The organism is Thalassotalea sp. ND16A (assembly GCF_000764205.1).
Taxonomy (GTDB): Bacteria; Pseudomonadota; Gammaproteobacteria; order Enterobacterales; family Alteromonadaceae; genus Thalassotalea_A.
In genome coordinates, this window is the sequence record NZ_JQDZ01000067.1 from 36,321 (window position 1) to 56,123 (window position 19,803).

Genomic DNA, 19,803 nt, shown 5'->3' on the forward strand with positions numbered 1-19,803 from the left:
CTTAACGACCCTTGCCAAATATCACGATTTCTGCGGTTTGCACCAAGATCAGTAAGTCTAAAATGAAACTGCGATGCTTGATGTAATACAAGTCATATTTTAGTTTTTCGGTGGCATCGGTTTCATTCGCTCCGTAAGGGTATTTAAGCTGTGCCCAACCAGTGACCCCCGATTTCACCCCGTGGCGTTCATTGTAATAAGGGATTTTGGTAATCAACTGTTGCACAAACTCTGGCCGTTCAGGCCGCGGGCCAACAAATCCCATATCGCCATAAAGTACATTGAATATTTGTGGCAATTCATCAATTCGATATTTACGAATAAAGCGGCCAACCTTTGTCGTTCTGTTGTCGTCGGCTGCAGCCCACTTAATGCCATGCTTTTCTGCATCCGGGTTCATACTGCGAAATTTAATAATATTAAAAACGTCTCCACCTAAACCTACCCGCTCTTGCAAATAAAAACACGGCGCTGAAATTCCATCTTCAATTTTAATCGCCAGGATAGTTAACAGCATTATTGGCCAGGTTAAAACAAATAAAGTGAGCGCTAACAGCACATTAAACACCCAATCAAGAGTATTTCTTAAGTCATTACTGGAATGAAAACCATTGGAGTAAATTATCCAGCTGGGGTAGATCAAGTTTACTGCGATTTGGCCAGTCTCATTCTCGATGAAATCTAAAATTTCAGAAATTTCAATGCCCCTAATCCGACAAAAAAACAGCTCATCAATCGGTAAGTGCCCTCGTCTTTCATCGTTGGCAACAACGATTTCATGAACATTATTGTTAATGACAAACTCTCGCAAACTGGCCGTTAAATTGATAATCTTATCGGCGCTAACCTTTTCGCTTGAATCCCCTGGCATCTTAACGAAGCCCAGTAGGTTAAAACTTTGCAAATCTACTTTTCGTCTCATCCTTTTATCAATTATCTCCGCTCTATCGCCAGTGCCAAGCACCAGGACATTGCGTTTGGCAAAACCTAAAATATTAAACTGATATAAAAGAATCCGAAAAGCAGAACAACAAATAAAACTGAGAAAACACACATAAAATAAGCTTTCTTTAGTAAAAATTGATTCATTCATAAACAAATGAATAATCGATAGCAACATATAACTAATCGTAGAGGCGAGCAGAAGCCGCCGAATGATACCCCAAGCGGTTTCTCGCACTTTTGCGTGGTACATACCTAAGCTGAGTAAAATAAACTGATAGCTCAATACCAGCAGAAGTATTTGTGAGTAATGCCGAAGCGTTAACTCAATGTTTGCCAGTTCTTGGCGATGAAATACATAAAGTGAAAGTAGCACTAGCAGAAAATCGACGCTCACTAATAATTTCACTGAAATTCGGCTGTGATTATGATATTTACTTTGCAAAGTGAATAATCCCTTATGTTATCGTCGCAATCAATGTTGCCACGCTTGTTATTGTGTTTATTTTTTTCTACTTGCTTCCTAATAATAGACCAATCAACGAGATAGCAAATTTTTTTAATGATTTTTGTGCAAATCAGAAAATTTTGAACTAACCTCAAGAAACAAATAACAAAAATTTATTAAAGGGTTGGTGAACTTTGAAGGATCTTATTCGACTGGACCGAACGACTCGTTTGCTGTCTATAGCATTATTGACCATATCCACGGCTAGCTGTTCTTCACTGCAAGTATTGCCTCCTGCAACTCTTTATCCAGCAAAAACCGATTCGGCTGCGGCCTATAATTATTTAATTGGCCCTGGTGATAAATTAAACATCTTTGTTTGGCGAAATCCGGAAGTGTCCGGCAACTTTATCGTACGTCCTGATGGCAAAATTACCACTTCGCTGGTTGAAGACATCCCTGCATCCGGAAAAACACCGACGCAACTTGCCCGAACGATAGAGGAACGGTTGGGTGTATATCTTAGAGAGCCGATAGTCACAGTAACCATTGGTAGCTTCGTTGGTCCCTATAGTGAACAAATAAGAGTTATTGGTGAAGCGGTAGAACCGAAAGCGGTGAGTTATGGCAAAAACATGACCCTGCTTGATGTGATGATCACAGTTGGCGGGTTAACTGAATTTGCTGATGGCAATGACGCCGTACTTGTCAGAATTGAAAATGGCAAGCAACAAGAATATGTATTAAGAATTGAAGATTTAATTAAATATGGTGAAATAAAAGCAAATGTTGATGTTTTACCCGGAGATATCATAGTCATCCCAGAAGCTTGGTTTTAACACCGGAGCTATCATAGTCATCCCTGAAGCTTGGTTTAAACAGTTAAAGAAGTAAAATATGCACGATCAGATAGTAATAATAAAAGAGCTCCTATTAGGAGTTTGGTCGAAAAAACATTATATCATTTTGAGTACTTGGCTAATATGCCCGGTTTCTTGGTTTGGTATCGCTCACTTACCCGATGTATATGAATCGGAAGCACGTGTCTATGTTGATACCCAATCACTATTGCGGCCGTTAATGAAAGGATTAATGGTAGAAACGGATCCAAATGTAGAGATACGTCTAATCATCAGCACATTATTGCGACGTGCAAATTTAGAGCGAATCGTGCGCATGACCGATTTAGATATTCAAGCCAATGATAATGAAGAGTTTGAAGAAATCATCGAGGAGTTAAAAGAGAACATCAAAATCTCCTCTGCCGGCAGGGTAAATATATTTACCCTGGCCGCTGTTGCTGAAAATCCTCAATTGGCAAAAAACATCGTACAAGCCGCATTAACCGTTTTTATTGAAAATACCTTAGGTGAAACCAGGGAAGATACTAATAGTGCTCATAAATTTATTGAACAACAAATAGCAGAATATGAGGACCGATTAAAGGCGGATGAAACACGGCTTAAAGAGTTTAAGCAAGAATTCTATAGCTCTTTACCGGGAAACAGCCAAAATTACAGCAAACATTTAGCCAATGAAAAAGCGAAATTAAAAGAAGCTGAATTATCGCTGCTTGAGGCTAAAACTCGTTTTGAATCCGCGCAGGCACAACTTAAGGGGAAAGAACCGGTATTTGACAACTACAGTCAAACGGCGCAAGAAAACAACAGTATTACCACACAATTAGATAGCCGAATTTCCCAATTACAAGAAAGACTTGACGGTTTGTTACTGCGCTTTACCACCAGGCATCCGGATGTAAAAGAAGTACAACGCCGGTTAAACCAATTAAACACCATCAGAAAAGATAAAATTGACAAGTATATGTCAGCATCGCAAGCAAATCCGCAAGCATTTAGTGCTTTAGATGGAAACCCGGTTTACCAAAAAATGAGAATTCAAGCGAATCAGCTTGAAAATGAGGTGGCATCATTAACGGTGAGAGTAAATGATTATCGTGAGAGAGTGCAACAAATTGAACAACAAATTTTTTCAATCCCGGAAGTGGATGCTGAATTTATGGCGCTCAACCGAGGCTATAAAATTACTAAAAACCGTTATGAAGAGTTATTAAAGCGTCAGGAAAACGCGCAATTGGCAAAAGATGCAGAAAAATCGACGGAAAAAATTCAATTTAAAGTCATCGACCCACCTAAATTACCATTAGATGCTTCTGGTCCTTACCGAACTGCATACTTAATTGGGACTTTCTTTCTTAGTATTTTAATCGGCGCTGCCGCAGCTTTTTTCATTAACCAAATAACCCCAAAAGTGTTTTCTACCAGCCAATTGATGAGAAACATTTCATTACCGATTTTTGGTGTGGTCTCAGCAACAAAAAGCCTGGGAACAATAAACAGCTTAAAAAGAAAGAATATGCTATTCATTGTTTCCCATATTTTTCTGATCATGCTATTGATTGCATTTATTGCCTATTTTCAGTTACCCGATCTTATTCAACCGCAATTAAAAAGGTTTTTTTAATATGTCTACCATTAACGAAGCCATTGCGCGTAAAAAGCAAGATGGTCTTGGGCTAAAGAACAAAAATTCAGAAGAAGTTAACAACGCAGTTGCAGAGCAGGTTGAAGCAGACTTATTACCATTAGCAGCGATTCCGGACTTGACTGAAAAAGAAAGCCTGATTATCGATTTAGAGTTACTAAAGCGAAACCAATTTTTAATTCCACAAGCAAAATTCGAACATAATGAAGAGTGTAAAGAACAATCCGCATTGCGCGAGGAATGTAGGCAAATCAAAAGGAAATTATTGAATAACGCCTTTGGTGCTACTTCAAAAACACTGGATTACTCTAATTTAATCATGATAACCAGCTCACAGAAGAACGAAGGGAAAACATTCATTTCGATAAACCTGGCCTTAAGTATCGCCTTAGAGCAAGATAAAACAGTATTACTGGTGGATGCGGATGTGTTAAAACCAAGTATTCCCCTTGAGTTAGGCTTTAACAATAAGCCAGGCTTAATTGATTATTTAAATGGCGATATGGATTCAATCGCCGACATTATTTATGAAACCAATATTAATAATTTAAAAATACTACCCGCAGGAAAATCACACCACCTCGCCAACGAATTACTCGCCAGCGAAAAAATGACATTATTATGTGAAGAATTGTCAACACGCTATAGCGACAGGTTAGTAATTTTTGACACCCCGCCTTTACTTGGCGTCAATGAAACCTCTTTATTGGCTCAATTAATGGGCCAGGCCTTAATTGTGGTCGAAGAAAACAAATCAAGTATTCATGAAATTCAACAAGCGAATGAACTGTTACCAGAGCATTTGGCAAAAGGACTTGTGCTGAATAAAGCGATTCACTCACAACAAGAAAAATATGGATATTACGGTTATGGGTACGGGCACAAAAATTAAAACAATAATATTATCAACGTTATTATATTTAAGTACTTTAAGTGTAGTACATGCTGCTACTTGGCAGATAACACCTAGAATTTCTGGCGATGAGGTTTACTCTGACAATATAAACACGGTGAATATTGAAGAAGATGATTCATTAATTAGCCTATTATCTACCGGGCTAGAATTAGAATATTCGGCCGCTGTTAGCAGCTTTTCAGCTGATTACCAGCTAACCCGGGCATGGTATAGCCATGATCATCAACTTGACAATAACTTCAATGAATTAAGCGCTAGCGGCAGACTGCAATTGTTTCCCGATGGCTTGTCATTGACCTTCGGAAGTTCAATTAGCAATGTTAGCCGTTCAAATGCACGAAATGCCAATGCGGATATCATCTCTGGGGATACCGTAGAATATAAAAATCACTTCGCCGGTTTAGAATACAAAAGCAGCAACAATTCCTTTAATGTTGATAGTGAAATAATCTTTTCCAAAGCAGAAGCTGAAGATGATATTGGCGAACGTGAAGGCTACAACGCTACGTTCACATCGACCAATGGCAATAACTCGAGATATATTTTTTGGGACATCGATGGTCAATATAATGATTATGACGACGACCAGAAAAGCGGAAGGTTTTATAGTTTTGATGCTAAGTTTGGTTATATTAGTCATTATAAAATAAATCCTTTTATTCGCTATTATGATGAAGATACTAGCGGCAATGTCAGCACTAAAAATGTGCAAGGAAGCTCATCAATTGGTGCCGGAGTTAGGTGGCAAGTGATGAATAGCCTGGTTTTAGACGTCACTTATAATTGGGTAGATGAGCAAAAAGAGCAGGAACAACAGGACAATGATGATTACCTAAGTGCTTCAATATCATGGACGCCCTCGGATAGAGCTAAGCTAAGCGCCCGTGTTTATAGGCGTTTTTTTGGCGATGCCTACGAATTCGATTTAAGTCATAGGTTAAAGCGTATAAGCACTAAGGTAACCTATACAGAAGAACTCGATATATTCGATCGTTTTGAACTTGAACAAGGAGTCCCGCAAGAAATTTGGTGCTTAGCCGCTGCCCCACAGGACACTGACAGCTGCATTATTCAGCCTGGCGCAGGGGCCAATTTAGAGGATTACTTTTTAACTGGCAGCACAACGCCGCTGGTACCTGTTGAAACTGATGAATTTACCCTCAATAAATCTTTGCTCGCATCCGTCAGTTTCACTGGCAATAGGTCAACCATTACCGTGACAACCAGTAGAACGCGGAGAGAAAATTTGGAAATAGAAGATTACGATACCTATGATTTGTTCTCATTGTCGTTATCAAGGCAAACCAGTAGAAATACCGCGTTAGACATTAAAATGAGTTTAAATAAGAATTTATTTGATAATGATAATCCATTAACGCTGATGCAACGTGATTATTACCGCACCTATTCGATTAGTTTTTTGCATGCTTTGAACCAAAAATTAAATCTTACTTATTCTGTACAACATCTTAATCGTAATTCAAATAGACAATATACTTATGAAGAGAATCGAGCTTCAATTAAATTGGTAAAAGAATTTTAATATGTATGAACAACACTATGGCTTATCAGAAAAACCATTTCAACTAAGCCCAGATCCTAAATTCTTCTTTGCCTCCAATGAGCATGAACAGGCATTGTCCTACCTGCAATATGGGTTAGAGCAAGGCGAAGGGTTTATTGTAATTACCGGGCCTATTGGCACCGGAAAGACCATGATTGCGCAAAGTTTAATTAAAACTATTGATCATTCTGCCATTGAAGCAATTCAGATAGTCAGTTCCAATCTTGCCCCTATTGAACTCTTGATAATCATTGCCAAAGAATTTCAGTTAACGACAAGCAGTAATAATAAAGCCGTTTTATTAGAACATATATATCAGCATTTATTGACCTTAAACCAGCAAGGTAAATACGCATTATTATTGGTCGATGAAGCACAAAACCTACCCATAGAAACCATTGAAGAACTGCGGATGTTGTCGAACTTTCAAAAAAATAACAAGCCACTGCTGCAAAGTTTTTTATTAGGCCAGGCCGAACTGAAATCCAGATTGCAAAATCCGCAACTGGAACAATTTCGACAACGAATTATTGCTTCCTACCATTTAGAGCCTTTAACTAGCAAAGAGCTGAAACTGTATATAGAACATCGCTTAAAACTGGCGGGGCTTGTCGATCAAAAGCTATTATCAGAAGACTGTTTTACTCTGATAACACAGAAAACGTTAGGAATTCCGCGTAAAATTAATTTACTCATGGACAGGACGTTATTATACGGTTTTTTAAATGAGCTCAATTGCATTAATTCGGAAAACTTGCAAACAGTAATAAATGAAATGGAAAATGAACTCAGTGCTGCAATTAGCGACACCAAAGAGGATGCAATGAAAGTAAATAAGCCAATATTGAATGATAAAAAATATACGAAAGCCCTCACTGAACTGGATCAATATTTACTAGAAAGTATCGACCAAAAAGTGAAATTAAATAGATATCTGGACAAACTAATTCAACAAAAAGAAATATTCAGGGATTGTGAATAACCTGACCTGGGGATAAACAGTAGTTACTCAAGTTCAGGTTAAATAAGCTTTCGATCTAGCCGTTATTTTTCTGCATGGATAGATTGTAAACCGTGCTTGTCAACCAGGTTATATAAGGTAGGCCTAGTGATCCCCAATAATTCAGCGGTTTTACTCATATTTCCTTCGGCAATTGCATAGGCCTTTTCAATCGCTCTGGTTTCGGCGTTTTCACGAATGACCCTTAAATTAAAGTCTAAATTTTCTGCTTGTTGTGATTGCGCCCACACCAAGCCAAGATCAACATCATCAATTAATGAACCCGACGCCATGATAACCGCCGACTTCACTTTATTCTGTAATTCTCGAATATTACCCGGCCATTTATATGCCTTTAAGGCGCTCACGGCTGAGTCACTAAAGCCTTTAACACTTACATTGTAATCTTTGCCGTATTGCAGCAAGAAGTATTGGGCCAAAATGACCATATCATACTCTCGGTCTCGCAATGGCAGTATGGGAAGTATCATTTCACATATGCGATAATATAGATCTTCTCTAAATGCTTTTTGTTCAACCATTTCTAAAAGGTTTTGATTGGTGGCGCAAACGACTCTGACATCCACGGATATTTCTTGCCTGCCGCCGATCCGTTCAATCACCCGCTCTTGTAAAAAACGCAACAATTTCGCTTGTAAATTAAATGGCATATCACCAATTTCGTCCAAAAATAACGTTCCCCCCTGAGCCATTTCAATCTTTCCCTTAGTGGTTTTATGGGCCCCGGTATAGGCACCTTTTTCAAAACCAAAGAGCTCACTTTCCAGTAAAGTTTCTGGAATTGAAGCGCAATTTATGGCAATAAAAGGCTTCTTAGTGCGATTACTTTGTTGATGAATGGCATTGGCGACAACCTCTTTGCCGGTACCACTTTCGCCTAGCAATAAGGTGGTGATTTCAGTGGGCGCTATGCGTTTGATCAAAGTGCGTAGCTTATCCATAGCATCACTGGCGCCAATAATTCCGCTGTCGACACCAGCAAGCTCTCTTATTTCACGATTTTCACGTTCTATCAGGGCGATGTTAAATGCCCGTTTCACAATAATATTGATGACATCGGCATCTAGCGGTTTTTGATAAAAATCATAAGCACCTTTGGCAATAGCCGCCAACGCAACTTGGTGATCATCATTACCGGTAATGACAATAACCTTAGTGAATGGTGACAAAGAAAGTATCTGTTCTAATGCTTTTAAGCCTTCACTAGCATTAGCCGGGTCCGGTGGTAACCCCAAATCTAGCAGTACAACGTTTGCTTCATGCATCCTCAGAGCACTAATCGCTTGTTCGCGATTATCGGCAAAGACACATTTAAAATTTGATAAGCTCCATTTTAATTGCTTTTGAATACCTTTGTCATCATCGACTATCAATAACTTTTCCATCAATCAGCCCATTATCCCTTATCTTATTATATTATATTCACTGGCAGTTCTATGGTGAAACGACTACCCTCGCCCAACACGCTGGAAACATCTAAAAAACCTTTTTGCTCCTGGATAAACTGTTTGGCTTCAAATGCGCCAATGCCCATACCGGCATTACCTTTGGTGGTGACAAAGGGTTTAAATAATTCGTTTTTTACAAAAGAATCACTCATACCACAACCATTATCCTCTATGATAATAAATAGCCTATCCTGCTGTATTTTACCAATAATATTAACAATGCCGAGATCAGAACAAGCATCTTGGGCATTTTGCAGCAAATGGGTTAACACCGAACGCAATTGACTTTTATTGGTAACAATATTGAGTTCAGGGTCGCAACTCATTGCTACTTTCGGCAATTGCTGGTTTCTGATTTCCACAATTTCATTGAGTAGGTTATTGATACCTACTTTCACATTACCTTGCTGTTTATTTTCTTCGCTCTTATTGCGCAACTGTAAAATCACTTTATCTAAACGATCATGAGCGGTATTTACGGTGTCAAAAACGTCAGCGACAAACTCGGGATTATCTCTATGGTGTTCAGCATTGGTATTGATTAACGCTAATTGTGCCTGAATATTTTTTAAATCGTGGAGCACAAAAGCCGACATTCGGTTAAACATAGCAAACTGCTGGCTCTCAGCCAGTTGCATTTGTGCTTGCTGTAAGAATAAATAATTGGCTAATTGCTTAGAGACTGCAAATAAAAAATCTCTGTCTTCCCAGTTTAAAAAAGCTTTATCGTTTGGCGCAGGCAAAATAAACAAGCCAAATAGTTTTTGTTGTTGATATACGGGTACAATCACTTCCAGATTGGCGTTGAGTAAGCTGTCGGGGTTAAAGTGCAACAGTGGATAGTGTTGTTTCGCGTGCTGGTATTCTCGAACATCAATCATCCAGTGTTGCTCGGCACAATATTCACATATTTGTGTGAGCGCCGCTAAATGCGGTTCACTCAATATTAATCCTCTTTGATTAAATAATTCGAACTTGTCGGTGCTGTTTATTTTTACAAAGGCACAATCGGACACTTCTAAGCTTGACGCCATAATTTGGCATAAATTGTCAAAAATATCGCCATCTTGATGGTCCTCAAGAGCAGAAGTTACTTTCAACCATTCATCTCGATATTCATATTTATTGGCAAAAAAGTGTTTATTGATAAAAACTTTAACTTTTCGCCTGAAACTGTTGGTGATGAATAACACCGTCAAGGCTAAAAATCCTACCGCTAAAAATAAAACGCTTAATACGTTACTCCATTCACCCTCGATATAACGGAGAACATAGCCGGCAAACGCCAGTAATAACAAATATCCGCCTGCAATTGCTAGCATAGAGCTGTAAAAGACCACTTCACGGGAGACAAAAATATCTGCGCTCAGATTTTTAATGCGCTTACTGCTTAATAAAAAAAATGGCATCAATAATGCCGCAATATAACCACGAGAAAACCACAAATTGAAATCAATTTGATTGATTAGTGACCCTTGTGCGTATAAAACAAAGTCAAATACCACCAAGCTACCTAAAGCGATCACTAACGGCCACAACGACCAGCGAACTTTCGCTTCCGCATTTCGATATAGTTGTTCTAGCAATACCAATGGATATAAATTCATTGTCAGTAATACAATAAACACCAGGGAGTAATTTAACAGATAAAAAATTGAAATGGTGGCCACAAGAATGCCAGCCAGCCAAAGTAGTAAAAACTGGGCAACGGCCCTACGAGCTAAAAATTCTGATAAGGTTTTAGGATTAACTCGAATGCTAAACAATAACAGGGTAAATGCCGCCAGCTTAATGGTTTCAATGGCAAAAATAATTGTTAACGATAAGCCATGGTATAACTGCAGAGCACTAGCTAAATTTGCGATTAACACGGTCACTATGGCCACCAGCATTAAATTACTGGTAAACGCTTTTTGTTTGGTGGCGAGTAAAAGTAAAGAAAATAGCAAGTAGGCAATAGAGGCTATTGAGTAACCTATTAATCCAAATAAATCCATCATCAACTCATTGTTGTTATTTTTAAATCAAGCATTGCTTAAGGATAGTTGATAATAACCATTTTGCTTAATGCAAAACGGTGCAAACTTTGAAAAAATGCTCATTATTTCAACAAACAAGCTCATACCTTAACTCATTGGTTGACAGTAACTATCTGATGGTTAAAATGGCATTTGCAAGTCTCAGTCATTTGACTGTCTTTTACAACCACCCGTAGCTCAGCTGGATAGAGCGCGCCCCTCCGGAGGGCGAGGTCAGAGGTTCGACTCCTCTCGGGTGGGCCATTCCATTAACGTTCTACTCGCTTTAAGCATTGCAGTTTTAACGACTTCACCAATATTTACTACCATAAATGGTCATTGAAATATGACTGCCGCTTTTTTTTGTCACCATTGGTGTAATTACACCAGCTCAGGATGCGAGATAAGATTCACTATATTAAACTTGGTTTTAATGCAGAAAACCGGGAAAAATGACTATTAAAGCAGTGCAATGGCACAAAAATTTGACCAGATTAATTTTATCGCTACAGATCTTAATCCTTTTTTTTATAAGTTCACTACACTAAAAAGAAAGGAATTCTCTATTAGAATAAAATTAACAAAGATAATCTATGTCATCACAACACCCTACGTCCTTATCTGACGAAGTCATTAAAGGCACCAAGTTCTATGTTGCCATGCGGTGGTGCATCAGGGGGCTTGGCTTTATCAGCTCAGCAATTTTGGCCAGACTCCTGGTGCCGGAGGATTTTGGCCTTGTGGCAACCGTACTTGTCATCTTCGGCCTGGTCTCGCTGTTATGTGATTTTGGTGTTAACTGGGCACTGATTCAAAATAATAAAGCAACGGATGAGCATTTTCATACCGCCTGGACCATCCGTCTACTGCAATCCGTGGTGGTTGCCGGCCTTTTGACGGCGTTCTCCCCCCTAATAGCCCAGCTTTATGGCGATATAAGGCTGGAAATGATCTGTCAAATTCTAGCCCTTGGCGCCTTGCTCAGGGGCTTTGAAAACATCGGGACGATTAAATTTCAGAAAGAGATGAAATTTTCTCAGGATTTTTCCTATAATGTTCTGCCCAAAATTATTTCCACTTGTATCACCATTGGCTTGGCTTTCTATTTCAGGTCATATATGGCTTTGGTTGTTGGCACCTTGTTAAGTAATCTTGTCATGGTAGTGGCAAGCTATCTGGTAATTAAATTCCGGCCAAAATTCTGTTTTACAAAAATCTCTGATCTTTGGTGTTTTTCGCAATGGGTTCTGGTGCGTAATGTCGCGGAATATATCAGCATGCAAGGCGATTTGATTATTCTCTCATTTTTATCAACACCAACAAAAATAGGCTATTACAGATGGGGCACCGAACTGTCCTTTTTAGCGATCACCGAAATCCAACAACCGTTTGGCCGGGCTTTGGTTCCGGGGTTAGCCAAAATCAAGGATGATCATGACCGGCTCATTGCCGCCTATTTAAAGGCGCTATCGATGATGACGATGGTTGCGGTTCCAGTTGCCTTGGGCTTTGGCGCGGTGTCGCATGAATTAGTGCCACTGTTTTTAGGTGGTGGCGACAAGTGGACGCCGGTGGTGCCGCTGATAGAGTCCTTGGTATTCTTCGCCATGTGTACATCAATGTATGGAATTTCAGGTAATCTGCTGATCATCTCTGGCGATGTCAAATACACTGCTTACATATACTGGATTCAGGCAGTGATAACGATGCTTACCATTTATCCGGCCTTTTATTTCGCCGGCATTCAAGGAATCGCTTATTCAAGGGCGCTGATTGGTATAGTGATGTTTCTTGTGGTCAGTGCCCTGGTGGTGAACAGATGCAAGGTGAGCTTTAAGCAGATCATCAATGTTGTTTGGCGACCGGTGACTGCGGGGGTGCTAATGTTTACCATTCTCATCAATATCTCCCAAATTGGCATCCTTGATAACGTGCTGGTTTTATTGTTCAAGATATTCCTGGGTGCAATTTTATATATTTTATTTACTCTCATATTATGGGGGTTAGCGGGAAAACCAGATGCCGCAGAAAAAGGGATTATTGCGCATATCAAAAAATATTCCTTTAATAATTGGGTAAAGGAGAAAATGAGATGAGCAACAATGATAGCAAGGAAGTGTCGATAGTCGCCTTTCCCAAAAGTGGCATAGCCTATAATGAAGCGCTTTATCAGGCCTTAGAGAGCCAGGGAGTCAAGGTTACGGAAGGGGTGTTTGCCGGTCGCTGGCTGTTAAAAAATTTAAAGAAATTTGATAGTGTTCATCTGCATTGGCCGTCTTTTTTCTATGCGACAAAAAAAGGCATGCTGTCAGAGGTTATAGCTTTTATAAAATTCTGTTTGTTTCTGCTCTACATTAAAATTAAATGCAGTTCATTATATTGGACGGCACATAACCTTTATCCACATAACCCCAGTTCAACACCATTTATTGATAAAATAGCCCGGTGGCTGGTAATTTTATTATGCTCAAAGGTATTTGTTCACCGAGAGACCGCAGCTAAAACTCTGATTAATGAGTTTCCACTGGTAAAATCGAAATTGAAAATAATTGAACACGGCAGTTGGGTCGACTACTATCCCAAAACGATCACCCGTGTAAAAGCACGATCTTATTTTAATATTGCAGAAGATCAGACCGTATATTTATTCATTGGCTTATGCTCGAAATATAAAAATGTGCATCTGCTAACAGAAGCTTTCGAATATCTGCCCAACAATTCCATGCTGCTGATTGCCGGCAAATTTCAGGATCAGGACTATTATAAAAAAGTCATTGCTTCACTGGGCAAGATAACTGAGAAGAAATTCCACATCGAGGCAACATTCATTCCAGATGAGAAGTTGCAAAATTACTTATTGGCTTGTGATGTTGTGGTCTTGCCTTACGAAGAATCCCTAACCTCCGGTGCCGCGGTTCTTGCCTTAGGGTTTGGACGGCCGGTAATTGCCCCCAAACTGGGTTATCTTACGGATATCATCACTGATGATTGTGGTATCTTATATCATCCCAATGAAATAAAGGAATTAGTTTCCGCGATGGAAAAGTTTCCGACCAGAAAATATTCAGAATGTAAAATTTTGGAAAATGCCTATGCTCTTACCTGGGATAGTGCCTGTGACGCTTTAAAGTAGTTATCAATGAATGCTATTATTTTTTGTTTTATGGTTTTCTTCGCTGCCTTATTTCCCTATTATGTTGTTTATCAGACAAATTTTAATGCATTATGATGAACGATAAACCTCGAGCCATTGCTCAGCAAATAGAAAAAAAGCAACAATGCCACGCGATTCTGGCAGGTAATTTGGTCGCCAAGCCGGAAATTCGCTATCGCGCTAACCCGGTTGTACCTATAGCGGAATTTGTTATTGCCACCAACCATTCCTGGTTTGATAAGAAATCAAATTCCTATAAAGACTGGACCAGTTATCATGCCTGTCACTTTGAAGGACAGCATGTAGAAAAGCATTTTTTGCATGCTGACAAAGGTCAGTTATTACTCATCCATGGCGCTTTAGCAACCTCAGATAAAACATCAAAAGATTTCATCCAGGTGGAATCGCTGTCATTATTAGGCAAAGGCATACACAGTGGCATTAATCAGATCATTTGCAATGCCACGCTTAGCTCAGAAGTGAAATTAGTGAAAACCGAAAATAACGTTAGCCTTGCCGAATTTACCGTCAGCATAAATGAGCCAGGCTTTGTCGAATCAGATCATCATTTTAACGGTCAAAAAATTCAACGCTTGGTTCACCTTTGGGGGAAAACTGCAGAGTACTTTGCCGGTAAAGTTAAGGATAATGAACAGTTATTAATTACAGGTAGCGTAAGCTATGTTAGTAATAACAAACAGCAACAGTTTATTGATGCCAAACGGGTTATAATCTGCCCAACGAAATAGGCATGTTATTGTTCTGTTAACACGCCATATAAAAAATTTAACATCAAGTAAACCGTCTGATGAAATACATAAATGAAATTAAATTTATTGGTATCTTTTTACTAATAAGTGCTGCTATTGCCCTAATTTTTCAGTTTTCCGGGTTCATAGATCAATTCGATCAACGCTGGATAGAGCAAAATATCCATGACAAAGGGCAGTCAGGGCTCTTGTATTTTATTGCCGTAATTGCTTTGGCAACGAGTGTCGGCCTGCCAAGACAAGTAGCCGCCTTTGCTGCAGGCTATGCCTTCGGTATTTGGCAAGGTACAGTGGTTGCTACATTTGCCGCAGCGTTAGGTTGCGGCCTTAGCTTTAGTTTTGCCCGCTTTATTGCCAGACCAATGGTACTCAAGCATCTAAATGACAAAGTCGAAATTTTTAACCGCTTTTTACAGCACGATACCTTTCAAAAAACGTTTATCATCCGCTTAATACCTGCTGGCAATAATTTCTTGTTAAACCTGGCGGCAGGTGTTGCTAACATTAACGCCTTTCGATTTATTAGCGGCTCGTACATAGGCTATTTTCCACAAATGGCGATCTTTGCTTTGGCGGGCAGTGGCGTACAATTAATGTCATATTGGCAGATTGGCGCCAGTGCTCTGTTAAGTGTTATTGCTATTTTGTTGAGCTATCGATTGTATCGCAGATATGAATCAGATCTACAAATTAATAACTAGATGGAAAGTAAACAAGAGGTAGCTAGTTTGGCTGCCTCTTGCTTTTCAGATAAAGGTTAAACTAAGGAGGTTAACATTTCTTCAGCATAACTGACCAAGGGCTGGTTGTTTCGAATTTTAGCGACATAATCGGGGTTAGCGATAAACGGCCGACCAATTGCGATAAGATCAAACTGGTCTCTCTCTATTGCTGTACTTGCCGTTTCAGCACTGTAACTACCGACACCTACTAAGGTTTGATTATAGTTAGCTCTAACATAACTAGAAACACGACCCCCTAAGTAGTCAAATTCCATGCCATCATCAAAAATACCAATATGCAGAAAGGGCAAACAAAAAAAGGCCCCGTAGGGCCTTAGTAAAATAGTATCAAGTTGTTGAATATTATTTCAGCGTTAATAAATGCAAAACAAGATTTTTATAGTCATTTAAGAAATCCTTTTTATCTAAGCCGCCAGCTTCAACTTTGTATTTTCCATTGACAATAATCGTTGGTACGCCAGTAATAGCGCCTTTACGTGTCATCTCGTCCTGGAATTTTTTCATTTGCTTGGCTTTTGAATTAACCCCGAAGCTGCTCATCAACTTCTCAAATTTTTCGCCATCAGCGCCAACACTTTCAAATAACTTGCGTAACTCTGCAGTCGAAGCAAGAGGTTTACGTTGTACTTGAATGGCATCAAACATTGCCGCAACTAAGGTTTCTTTTTGCGGCATTTGCATTGCAACAACCAAAGCCTTAGTGATATTAAATTGCACTTCCGGACTGGCCGCTCGTAAAAAATCTACGTGGTTTTTTTCAAAGCTAGAGCCTGCAGGTAATGACTTGGCAATGTCTTTCATTAATGGCTCAAAGCGTAAACAGTGAGGACAGTAGAACGAAAAATACTCGCGCACTTCTGGTTTAGCACTCACTTTTTCGTTAACGACGGAGTAATGCGTACCTTCTTTATAATCGGCAGCTTGTGAAGCGAATGGCACGAGTAAGGCCACAAATATCATACTGATAAATTTTTTCATATTTTCTAAAATCCTTGCATATTTTTATCTGTCTATTTGGCATCGGTAATCGTTAACCTTGATTTAAAAATGCTGGTTCAAGCTTAAACTTGGCTCTTGTAAAACTGCATATTGCTCTTTTAACATTAAAATCTGCTGTTCCCAATACTTCTCGGTATTAAACCAGGGAAAGTTACGGGGAAATGCCGGATCTTGCCAGCGCTTAGTTAACCATGCCATATAGTTAATTAATCTCATTGTTCGCAATGATTCTATCAGTGATAGCTGGCTATGTTCAAATGAAAAAAACTCCTCATAACCCAAAAGCAGTGTATCCAATTGTAACAGCTTGTTTTGTCGGTCTCCGGAAAGCATCATCCACAAGTCCTGAATCGCAGGGCCAGTACGGCAATCATCAAGGTCGACAAAGTGTGGTCCGGCATCGGTCCAGAGGATATTGCCGGCATGGCAATCGCCATGTAAACGGATCTGGGTTTGTGGTTTGTATTGTCCTGCAGCTAACTCGATCACCTGATCCAAAATGGTAAAAAATGGTGTCTGCAAACCCGGACTCACCATATCGCCAGCACGAATTATCGTGCGAGCTTGCACTAAACTTTCTTCCGTACTTATCATTGGCCGGTGCACAAACGCTTGCTGGCTGGCAACGGCATGAATGCGCCCGACAAAGCGCCCCATCCATTCAAGTTGGTCTAAATTATCCACTTCAAAAATACGACCGCCACGGCAAGGGAATACCGCAAAATAAAAGCCTTTATGGCTAAATACACTTATCCCGTCACGAACTAGTGGTGCCACTATCGGTAATTCTTCTGCGGCCAGTTCAAGGGCAAAATCATGCTCTTCCACAATGGCGGCTAACGACCAACGGTTCGGACGATAAAACTTGGTAACATATTTAATGTTGTCATCGTCATGAAACTGGTATACCCGGTTTTCATAACTATTTAATGCCAGCAATCCGCTGGCTACACTAAATCCCGCCGCTTCCAAACCATCAATAATGGTGTCGGGATTAAGTGTGCTAAAACTAAAATCTGCCAAGGGAGCCGCCATTATCGTTTATTGAAAAATTTGCTGCCTTGTTTAATGATCACATCATTATCCGTTGGCTCTATTTTTTGAATGACAAAGGATATATCTGTCATATATTGCTTAATCTCAACAGGATCAATGGCAATGCTGATGGTAATGGTATGGATATCCGCAGCCTTAATCGTGACTTTTTTGTCCCCTTGCCATTGATAATTTGCGAAACCTTCAACACTAATTTGGTAAGTGCTTTCAACTTGCGATTTATTCAATATCTTCAAGGTGTAAACGTTTTCCACAAAGCCGTCGATATTTTCACGAGCGAGGGTATTTCGGTCACGAATAATATCCAATTGCAGCGGCACCCGGGTTGCCAAATCGGCGATAAAAAACCCACACATCAATAATAATACCGTAGCATAGACAAATAATTTCGGCCGAAGGATATGTACGTGCTTTCCTTGTAACGCGGTTTCTGTGGTGTAACGGATTAAGCCTTTGTTGTACTTCATCTTTTCCATAACGCCGTCACAGGCATCGGCACAGGCACCACAGTTAATGCATTCGTATTGCAAACCGTTACGAATATCGATACCGGTAGGGCACACTTCCACACACAAACTGCAATCGATGCAATCGCCTAACCCTAATTCTTTAGGGTCAGCTTTTCGTCCGCGTGGACCTCTGCTTTCACCACGATTGGCATCATAAGAGACTGTTAGTGTATTTTGGTCAAACATCGCCGATTGAAAACGAGAATAGGGGCACATATGCAAACACATCACCTCTCGCATCCAACCGGCATTACCATAAGTACAAAAAGCAAAGAAGGTGATCACACTCACCACCGTAATGGAGGCGCTAAAGGTGAAAAAGTCTATGGTGAGTTGTTGCATCGGGGTGAAATAGCCGGCAAATGTTAACGCCGTTAGGGTGGAGAAGATTAACCAACAACCATGTTTTGCCGATTTCCGCCACAATTTATCAAAATTCATCGCTTGTTGATCTAAGCGTTTGCGCTTATTCGCCGCTCCTTCAAATTTCTCTTCAAACCAAATAAAAATGAAGGTCCAAACGGTTTGCGGGCACAAGTAACCACACCACACCCGACCAAGGAACGTGGTGACAAAAAATAATAAAAACGCACTAATGATAAAGAGCCAGGCCAATAAGGTTAAATCTTGTGGCCATAAGGTAAGCCCCCACAGATTAAAGCGTTGTTCGCCGATATCAAATAATATGGCTTGCTGACCGTTATACTGCAGCCAGGGCAGAACGGCAAACAGTGCCAAAAAGAAGAAATTCATCTTGCGGCGAATTGCTTGAAAAACCCCTGTTACTTTTCGAACATAGATTTGATCGCGAGGTTTGTATTGTTCAACGCCGGAATCTTTCGGTTTTTCAATCCTAATATTTTTTACTGGAATGGTTTTAACAGGTATTGCTTTAGAATGAGTTTTCGTTTGAGTTGTCTGTTCTGCTGATTTAGGCCTTTGCTGGTCAACCATAACCTTTCCCGAATGCGCTTAGTCTTTTTATGGGCTAATTATAACAATAAAGGCATATTATTGTGTGATTTAGATTAACTTTTTCAGTTTTTTTAGCATTTATACAAAAATACGGTATTATCTAAATTATATACAAGTTAATTTGCGCAACCAGCAGGGATCAGGACTATGAAAAACATATTAATAATCATTGTCGCCATTGCAGTATATCTGCACTTTTACCCGAATGAGCAAGTCAATGAGTGGTACGATACTTATATTGGCCAGGCCAAACAGAGTTTTTCGGAAGTAGCCGAGACCAAAGTCAAAGTTGCACCCAGTAAGCTGCTCAACGAATTAAAAAGAGATTTTGACAAGTACACAAAAGGTGAAATCGCATATCTCGAAAAAATTGCTTCATCGAGAAGCTCTGTGCGCGCCTTTCATCAAGAATATTGCGATAAAAACAACGGAAATTCCAGATTACGCCACGAACATCTGAAGAAGGTGTGCAGTACCATAGAACAATATCGCATTCATAATTAACGACTAGGTGTTGGCGATAAGAATGTCCAGCGCTTGCTTCGACACTGGCAATAATTGTTCACCATCACTTTGATAATATTCAATGACATCTACTTTCATCGACTTCGCCCAAAATGCCACGATATGGTGGGCAACTTCAACTGCCGCCTGCTGTTCATCTCCAGCCAAACAAATGTTTGCTGCAATTTGATTGAGCATTTTGATTAAATTTTGCAGTTTTAGCGACAACAT

At 39.7% G+C, this 19,803-nt stretch carries 17 protein-coding genes, 1 tRNA gene and 1 pseudogene; 11 read left to right on the plus strand and 8 right to left on the minus strand.

Annotated features, from left to right (window positions below):
- Position 1: 1 nt before the first annotated feature.
- Entirely contained in the window at positions 2-1,387 is a 1,386-nt protein-coding gene (locus tag ND16A_RS08765; protein WP_081945577.1) for a TIGR03013 family XrtA/PEP-CTERM system glycosyltransferase, read from the minus strand.
- Positions 1,388-1,584: 197 nt separating this feature from the next.
- Between ND16A_RS08765 and ND16A_RS08760 the strand changes: the two genes are divergently transcribed.
- The 5 genes from ND16A_RS08760 to ND16A_RS08740 are packed head-to-tail and all read left to right on the plus strand — an operon-like array spanning position 1,585 to position 7,357.
- Positions 1,585-2,229, plus strand: a complete 645-nt coding sequence (locus tag ND16A_RS08760; protein ID WP_443080344.1) for an XrtA/PEP-CTERM system exopolysaccharide export protein — start codon at positions 1,585-1,587, stop codon at positions 2,227-2,229.
- A 58-nt stretch (positions 2,230-2,287) separates the two neighbouring features.
- Positions 2,288-3,874: an XrtA system polysaccharide chain length determinant gene (locus ND16A_RS08755; protein WP_033077720.1), complete on the plus strand. Its 1,587-nt coding sequence runs from the start codon at positions 2,288-2,290 to the stop codon at positions 3,872-3,874.
- A 1-nt stretch (position 3,875) separates the two neighbouring features.
- A complete protein-coding gene (locus ND16A_RS08750; protein ID WP_033077721.1) occupies positions 3,876-4,787 on the plus strand; it encodes an XrtA-associated tyrosine autokinase in 912 nt (303 codons plus the stop codon).
- Complete coding sequence (locus ND16A_RS08745) at positions 4,750-6,354, plus strand: TIGR03016 family PEP-CTERM system-associated outer membrane protein (RefSeq protein WP_033077722.1); 1,605 nt, start codon at positions 4,750-4,752, stop codon at positions 6,352-6,354. Before ND16A_RS08750 ends, ND16A_RS08745 begins: the two co-directional genes overlap by 38 nt.
- 1 nt (position 6,355) lies before the next feature.
- On the plus strand, positions 6,356-7,357 hold the full coding sequence (locus ND16A_RS08740) for an ExeA family protein (protein ID WP_033077723.1): 1,002 nt from the start codon (positions 6,356-6,358) through the stop codon (positions 7,355-7,357).
- A 62-nt stretch (positions 7,358-7,419) separates the two neighbouring features.
- Here the strand turns inward: ND16A_RS08740 and prsR are convergent, their stop codons facing one another.
- Both prsR and prsK read right to left on the minus strand, forming a co-directional pair.
- Positions 7,420-8,781 (minus strand): PEP-CTERM-box response regulator transcription factor, encoded by a 1,362-nt coding sequence (gene prsR, locus ND16A_RS08735; protein WP_033077724.1) that lies wholly within the window; start codon positions 8,779-8,781, stop codon positions 7,420-7,422.
- Positions 8,782-8,807: 26 nt separating this feature from the next.
- Positions 8,808-10,844, minus strand: coding sequence for an XrtA/PEP-CTERM system histidine kinase PrsK (gene prsK / locus ND16A_RS08730; RefSeq protein WP_081945578.1), 2,037 nt, complete (start codon positions 10,842-10,844; stop codon positions 8,808-8,810).
- 205 nt (positions 10,845-11,049) lie between these two features.
- Here prsK and ND16A_RS08725 point away from each other — a divergent pair.
- The 5 genes from ND16A_RS08725 (at position 11,050) to ND16A_RS08710 (ending at position 15,487) form a co-directional block, all read left to right on the plus strand.
- Positions 11,050-11,126, plus strand: a tRNA-Arg gene (locus ND16A_RS08725).
- A 329-nt stretch (positions 11,127-11,455) separates the two neighbouring features.
- Positions 11,456-12,958, plus strand: coding sequence for a lipopolysaccharide biosynthesis protein (locus ND16A_RS08720; RefSeq protein ID WP_033077726.1), 1,503 nt, complete (start codon positions 11,456-11,458; stop codon positions 12,956-12,958).
- Positions 12,934-13,995, plus strand: coding sequence for a glycosyltransferase (locus ND16A_RS08715; protein WP_160173511.1), 1,062 nt, complete (start codon positions 12,934-12,936; stop codon positions 13,993-13,995). The genes ND16A_RS08720 and ND16A_RS08715 overlap by 25 nt, the downstream gene beginning before the upstream one ends.
- Before the next feature lie 92 nt (positions 13,996-14,087).
- Positions 14,088-14,765, plus strand: a complete 678-nt coding sequence (locus tag ND16A_RS20265; RefSeq protein WP_081945579.1) for a single-stranded DNA-binding protein — start codon at positions 14,088-14,090, stop codon at positions 14,763-14,765.
- A 59-nt stretch (positions 14,766-14,824) separates the two neighbouring features.
- Positions 14,825-15,487 (plus strand): TVP38/TMEM64 family protein, encoded by a 663-nt coding sequence (locus ND16A_RS08710; protein WP_033077728.1) that lies wholly within the window; start codon positions 14,825-14,827, stop codon positions 15,485-15,487.
- Positions 15,488-15,543: 56 nt separating this feature from the next.
- Here ND16A_RS08710 and ND16A_RS08705 read toward each other — a convergent pair.
- From ND16A_RS08705 to ccoG, 4 genes and pseudogenes are all read right to left on the minus strand, one after another.
- Positions 15,544-15,819, minus strand: a pseudogene (locus tag ND16A_RS08705) (oxidoreductase); the annotation flags it as partial.
- Positions 15,820-15,871: 52 nt separating this feature from the next.
- A complete protein-coding gene (locus ND16A_RS08700) occupies positions 15,872-16,507 on the minus strand; it encodes a thiol:disulfide interchange protein DsbA/DsbL (RefSeq protein WP_033077730.1) in 636 nt (211 codons plus the stop codon).
- Between the two features lie 63 nt (positions 16,508-16,570).
- The gene (locus ND16A_RS08695) at positions 16,571-17,551 is read right to left on the minus strand and encodes a serine/threonine protein kinase (RefSeq protein WP_033077759.1); all 981 of its coding nucleotides are present in this window, start codon (positions 17,549-17,551) and stop codon (positions 16,571-16,573) included.
- 11 nt (positions 17,552-17,562) lie between these two features.
- Complete coding sequence (ccoG, locus tag ND16A_RS08690; RefSeq protein WP_081945580.1) at positions 17,563-19,047, minus strand: cytochrome c oxidase accessory protein CcoG; 1,485 nt, start codon at positions 19,045-19,047, stop codon at positions 17,563-17,565.
- Positions 19,048-19,215: 168 nt separating this feature from the next.
- Here ccoG and ND16A_RS08685 point away from each other — a divergent pair, with 168 nt between their 5' ends.
- Complete coding sequence (locus ND16A_RS08685; protein WP_033077731.1) at positions 19,216-19,572, plus strand: hypothetical protein; 357 nt, start codon at positions 19,216-19,218, stop codon at positions 19,570-19,572.
- Positions 19,573-19,575: 3 nt separating this feature from the next.
- On the opposite strand, the gene ND16A_RS08680 is transcribed toward ND16A_RS08685, so the two are convergent.
- The gene (locus ND16A_RS08680; protein ID WP_033077732.1) at positions 19,576-19,803 is read right to left on the minus strand and encodes a formate dehydrogenase subunit delta; all 228 of its coding nucleotides are present in this window, start codon (positions 19,801-19,803) and stop codon (positions 19,576-19,578) included.